Source organism: uncultured Photobacterium sp. (assembly GCF_947502415.1).
Taxonomy (GTDB): domain Bacteria; phylum Pseudomonadota; class Gammaproteobacteria; order Enterobacterales; family Vibrionaceae; genus Photobacterium.
Genome location: NZ_CANMZV010000050.1, coordinates 1 through 6,034, shown reverse-complemented (window position 1 = coordinate 6,034; position 6,034 = coordinate 1). Strand labels below are relative to the sequence as shown.

General features: G+C 40.5%; 7 protein-coding genes. All 7 read right to left on the bottom strand.

All coding sequences use genetic code 11. The features are described 5' to 3' along the window. Nucleotides 1–412: 412 nt before the first annotated feature. Entirely contained in the window at nucleotides 413–706 is a 294-nt protein-coding gene (locus Q0852_RS23130; RefSeq protein ID WP_299022671.1) for a hypothetical protein, read from the bottom strand. A gap of 43 nt (nucleotides 707–749) precedes the next feature. Further along, complete coding sequence (locus Q0852_RS23125; RefSeq protein WP_299022668.1) at nucleotides 750–1,025, bottom strand: barstar family protein; 276 nt, start codon at nucleotides 1,023–1,025, stop codon at nucleotides 750–752. Between the two features lie 232 nt (nucleotides 1,026–1,257). Beyond that, on the bottom strand, nucleotides 1,258–1,533 hold the full coding sequence (locus Q0852_RS23120; protein ID WP_299022666.1) for a hypothetical protein: 276 nt from the start codon (nucleotides 1,531–1,533) through the stop codon (nucleotides 1,258–1,260). Nucleotides 1,534–3,179: 1,646 nt separating this feature from the next. Continuing rightward, nucleotides 3,180–3,554, bottom strand: a complete 375-nt coding sequence (gene yidD / locus Q0852_RS24015; RefSeq protein WP_367278185.1) for a membrane protein insertion efficiency factor YidD — start codon at nucleotides 3,552–3,554, stop codon at nucleotides 3,180–3,182. 171 nt (nucleotides 3,555–3,725) lie between these two features. Beyond that, nucleotides 3,726–3,977 carry a hypothetical protein gene (locus tag Q0852_RS23115; protein ID WP_299022663.1) on the bottom strand — a complete coding sequence of 84 codons (252 nt, stop codon included), beginning with the start codon at nucleotides 3,975–3,977 and terminating at the stop codon, nucleotides 3,726–3,728. A gap of 332 nt (nucleotides 3,978–4,309) precedes the next feature. Then, nucleotides 4,310–5,167, bottom strand: coding sequence for a cytochrome c oxidase assembly factor Coa1 family protein (locus Q0852_RS23110; protein ID WP_299022661.1), 858 nt, complete (start codon nucleotides 5,165–5,167; stop codon nucleotides 4,310–4,312). 140 nt (nucleotides 5,168–5,307) lie between these two features. Beyond that, nucleotides 5,308–5,676: a hypothetical protein gene (locus tag Q0852_RS23105; RefSeq protein ID WP_299022659.1), complete on the bottom strand. Its 369-nt coding sequence runs from the start codon at nucleotides 5,674–5,676 to the stop codon at nucleotides 5,308–5,310. Between the last annotated feature and the right edge of the window lie 358 nt (nucleotides 5,677–6,034).

Genomic DNA, 6,034 nt, shown 5'->3' with positions numbered 1-6,034 from the left:
TAAAAATGAAGCCTATTCTAAAAAAGCAACCTCTCTGGAAGCCTTGTAAAATAAGGGCTCTTCATGATCTTGCCCTGATAGTCACCATTTGCACTTGCCAGATAAAACTCAAATGGTTTTCCTGTTACGCAAAACTTTTCGAGTAAACCTCGCCAATCTTCTAAACCTAGATATCGTCGAGAGAAGCCGGAACCAACAAACAGAAAAGGCCCCGCTGGCCGAGTCTTAAAAATATCAATTAGTTTACTTCTAATAGTCATATTCTTCATACTCATAGATTTGTAAATTATTTTAGTGCGTTTAACGCCTGCAATAAGGTGTGCCCCACTGAACCAGCAAAGCACACCGAACTCCGTACCAAAACCGCCGAGTGTAACGCATCACCTTGATTGCTTTGTTATGTTCTTTATTTTCAGCCACTTAGTGACGCAGCATAGATGGTGGCAACTGAACTTATTATACAAGCAATGATACTGAATACGATGGCAACTCTTGCTGTTGTCACTGTTTTCTTTGCTAATTGATTTGCGGTTCTTTGAGGCTCTAACCTTTCCTCTTCTTGCCTTTCGGCACGAATTTCTTGAATCACTTGATAATAAAAGTTTTGGGCTGGCTTATTGTACGTGTGTAACTCTTTGAGAATAGTATCTTCACCACGCTCTAAGATCTTTTCTCGTACTTCATGTGGATTAAAGTAATTCGACACTGAACCTCCCAGAAAATATTTAATATTATTTACAACATAATCATCATGCTTCGATTAGCAAACTAATCCCCTTACGTTGACTTGCCACTTCATCAACCAACTCGAAAACCGACTGTTGAAAACACTCAAGCTCTAGCTTTACTGACGATGAATTTTTATTTACAAAACAAACAGGTAAAGTAAGTTTGATAAGCCGCTCATCTAATAGTCCATCATACAGCGCATCAAGATTACGTCCGTGCCAATTGGGAGCATCGACCTGTTCTAAAAACATGGTGTAGAATTCTGATTTTGTTGATAATTGTTTCCAGTCGATCACTATTCGCATGTGTATCCTTTGAGAACATAACGCCGGGCATAAGGTGCACCAACACCGAACCAGCCAAGCGCACTGAACTCCATACCAAAACTGCCGAGTGTAACGTGTCACCTTGATGCCTTTGTTAGGCATTTCCATGTGCACTGTCCTAACTTGGGAGGCGAACTCTCAACGCATCCCGCCTTTAAACATGGGATACAACAACCTCGAAATTGTATTTTCCCATGAACTATCAACGCTTTGAACCAAATACATTTGCATGACAACCTGATGAGATGTTCCTTAGGGCTGCATCACCGGAGTGATCGGCTGAGAAGCCGACAATCCGTTCGTTACAGTGTAACGTTGAATAATACAAGGGTTCATTGCCAGAGCTAAAGGCAACAACGGAAGAAACAACCCGCGTTTCGCCATATTTTATGGACAGCCTTACGATGAACGAATGACCTTTTTGGCATCGTTCTTGAGCGAAGAAATAACCAATAAAAATAATGTCGCTCTTCAGCATGCCTAACGCCTGCGATAAGGTGTGCCCCACTGAACCAGCAAAGCGCACCGAACTTCATACCAAAACCGCCGAGTGTAACGCATCACCTTGATTGCTTTGTTATGCAACTCCATCCATTAATACGAATATACTTGGCCGAAAACCTTTCCACGCGTGATGAGTCTGCGACATGTACGCAACAAACGCAGACTTTAAAAAATGCGATTTACTTTCAACAATTTAAGTCAGGTCAATTTGCATGACAACCTGATTCGAATTGGATTGGCTGTTGCACCGAACTATTGGTTAAGACAAGCAACTGCCCTTTCAGAGCAAAGTAACGATGAAAACTCATTGCTGAATTGCCAGGGTAAAAGGCGGCAAAGAAAACGACAACCTGCTGTTCTCTGAACTTTCAGGCAGCCTTTCGCTGAACGAATAGCCAGAGAAATCGTGGAAATATGCGATGAACATTCTACCATCGATGAACTTGGCTCTAAGGTGCATAACGCCTGCGATAAGGTGTGCCCCACTGAACCAGCAAAGCGCACCGAATTCCGAACCAAAATCACCAAGTGTAAGGCATCACCTTGATTGCATTGTTATGACTCACCAAGAACACTTCCCTTTCCTGGCCGCAAGACAAGCAACACGTGATCCACCTGCGACGAACTTACAGCAATCATCAACTCAAATATTCCCGCTAACTTTCAGCGACTTTGAGCCCACAGGATTTGCATGACAACAAATGCGGAGTAACACAGGCTGCAAACACCAGACTGATAGCCAAGGGAAACACCGTTTCAACCCAAAGACACATCGAGTTAAGCATGAGCCAAACAACTCGATACTGATGGCAGCAAATACATTAACAACCGACGTTTCGACTTACTCAAGGAGCAGCCGGTTGATGAACGAAATTGCCTGAGAGATGGTGTTCATTTGTGTTGTAGCTTTTGTATAGAAAACACCTCGCTTTTAGAGGCATAACGCCCGCAATAAGGTGTGCCAACTCTGAACTAACAAAGCACACCGGAACTTCAAACCAAAAATGCCGAGTGTAATGCATCACCTTGATTGCTTTGTTAACTGGCTTGGATTCATATACTTACTGCGCGGCTGACATGAGCCAAGAAAAGGTGTCAATAGTAAAGCAATTACAGCACTGTAAAGCACAGGTAGAATCGCTACACTTAAACCCATTAATATACCTAGAACATCCACTTCATAATGGCTAAAAACTCTCACTAACCCAATGAGACTACCTACAAAACCACTTAACCAAGCGACCTTTACAACGGTACGAAGCTTCAATTGGAATGTGTTTGAATTATCTACCCAATAAGCTAATAGAGTTGGAGTTAACACGAAGCCTAAAGACCAAAGATCTATAAACTGTAACCAACTATCGATCGATATTGCATTCCAGATTAGAACTACTGAAACAAAAATATAGATAACCTTTATTGCTATATTCATGTGTTTAATTTAATACTCTTTCATTATGTGGCTTAGGTGTAACTTATGCCAGTTAACGCCTGGGATAAGGTGCGCCAACACCGAACCAACCACGCGTACCGAACTCCATACCAAAACCGCCGAGTGTAACGCGTCACCTTGATACCATTGTTATGTTCGTACTCAATGAAGTCAAATAGCTAATACACCTATAACCATCTGTTTTTGTGAGCATGTAATGAACAATCACACGGTAAATCAGGAGTGTCACAGTGACCATCAGGTATACAATCAACCACATCGCAAGCCGAAGCAGGATCAAAACAGGAGTCACATCGGCTACTTTTTTTACGCTTTCGATTATCATTCTTTGTTGAAACTTGAATATATGCTTGTTTACATTCGTTCAGGCGCAACTTAGCAAGTTGATAACCATCATAGACACCATGTTTTTCAATAATCTTTTTTATGGCTTCCGAACAAGAGTCACCACAATGTAAGTAAGCATGAGCACAACGAAAGCCTTTATATGGTGAGATGTATTTCTGGTAAAAACATATAAGTGAAATAACTATGAATCGCAATTTTTCTCCCTAAGAACATAACGCCGGGCATAAGGTGCGCCAACGCTGAACTTACCAAGCTCACTGAACTCCATACCTAAACCGCCGAGTGTAACGTGTCACCTTGATGCCTTTGTTAGCTGTACATTCAAAAAAGGCCGCAAGTTGCGACCTATCTAAGTTTATTAATAACTATTTCCGTAATCGTCGAATTTCATCAGGCGAATATCCACGCCTCTTTAATTCAGCACCTGCCATGTTTTTTTCTTTATCAGATGCACCAAAGAACCCATCATTTTGAAGCACTCTCTCTAACTCTCTATCAGAACGAGACTCACATTTCTCTTTTAATTCTTTGATCTCTTTACCTTGCCGAACAGCCTCTTCACCAATAGCTTTTCCTGCACTCAAGGCTGCTTTACCTGCTTTTTCCCAAAAACTCATATTTCACACCTTAATCGTTATTTTGAGGATTTGGAGTCGAGCGATAATGACGACGTACTTTCGTTCCGTCTTCCTTAGTATGCTCTGGAACGTAAACTTTCTTTTTGCCCGATTTGGTTTTAGCCATTACATTCACCTTCATATGCAACAATAAAAAATCATATCAAAGGTACTACAAATCATTCTCGCAAAGCATGACTGATGTATCAATTTTCGCTCTGTACAGCTAACGCCTGCAATAAGGTGTGCCCCACCGAACCGACAGAGCACACCGAACTCCCGACCAAAACCGCCGAGTGTAACGCATCACCTTGATTGCTTTGTTAAATGCTCTATTGGCAAGCCACTAACTCATCTCTAGATTGCGACTCAGGGTAATCAACGGTAAGACATACGATAGTCCACGTCCCCATATCCATTTGTGCATCGAAGTTAACAACTCCCTCACCATTAGGTCCTTCTACAGTGTACTTTATGCTGGCAGTACCTTCAGTTTTAGAGCTTCCCATGCTGCCACTATCGATGCTAACTTCATATGGCTGTCCAATTTTTGTAATGAATGACTTTGATTCAGTTACTTCTACTAGCGATAGCTTATATGGAGCAGAATTCAGGAACGAGCTCTCAATGCGGAAAAACATAAAGACACTTAAAATCACCAATAATCCAATAAAAGCCAATGCAGCCTTAGACCACTTGCGCTGAACTTCTTTGAAGTGCTCTACGCTCTCCCACTTTTTATGCTTCCAAGCCCACTCATTTCCTTTCAGACCAAGTAAAATCATCATGAAGATGTTTACTATTGGAATGAAGGCAAAAAGCGCACGATATGTATTGTTACCGATACCCCAAACCCAATTAAATACAAACGCGCCCCAATTCCAACCTTTTATTTCTGCTGGAACTACTGATTCTTTACCCTTTCCAGATAAATTTTCCATACTACTACTTTCTTCACTCACAAAAAAACCTAGCGACTTTTTAAAAAGTCTAAACACCAAGTAGCATAAAGTTACGACCGGAAGAATAGGTAACAACCAGTAAATAATCGAGTATGTTACTGGATTTTCTGCAAAATTATAGTCAATCAATATTGTCGCCATAAGGGTAATTATCACAAGAGCAACAATTAACATTGAGACTGATAAAAAAAGGAAAATACAGCCTTTAAAAATATTTCTAGCGCTCATTAACGCTCCTAAATGATGAGTGATACCGTCGAACATTTAACGCCTGCAATAAGGTGTACGCCCACTAAAACAGCAAAGCGCACCGAACTCCGAACCAAAACCGCCGAGTGTAACGTATCACCTTGATTGCCTTGTTATATTTACAATTTCGAGAATAGATCGTCTAAACCAGCAGCCTTTTCCCTAACAGTTTGGAATAAATCATAGAGTGATGACTCTCTCTCATAGAACTCCCAAAGTACTCGATCATAATCATCAACAATTGCGATACTAATATGCTCATTCCAATAAAATCTCTCATATTCATCAGCAAAACTTTGAAACCTTCGCTGAAATAATAAAAATCGCTTATTATCAAAATAAGTTGTAAACATTAAGGGGATAAAATCATCAGTTGATCTTGATATTGTTAGCGGAACATCACAAATTTCCCAGTTTAGCTGACCATTTGAAGTTAGCATATTTAACTGTGATATTAGCTTTATCTCTTTTCGTTCAAAAAAGTTCATATTAATCCCACTTCGAATCTTTTTCCGATTGTTGCAATCTTGATGTCACATACTGGAACTTTGTATATATATCCCAGCCTTTTTGATTACAAAGTTTATCGAGCTCTATCGTTGACTCCTCAAGGAAATTCGATACAGCACTTTTATCATCAGCATGAAGTGTACTCTGAGATTGATCTAGCAACCCTCGAAGACGACTTAATTGGACACTAAATGCATTTGCATCCCAATTTTTCAAAATACTGTTGAGAGACGAACTGATAGAACCCAACTCTTCATTTGGTCATGACGCCAACTTGTTGAACTAACATCTGTAGAACTCACGCTCAATGAATGTGCCAATTACCTTGTCATGCAT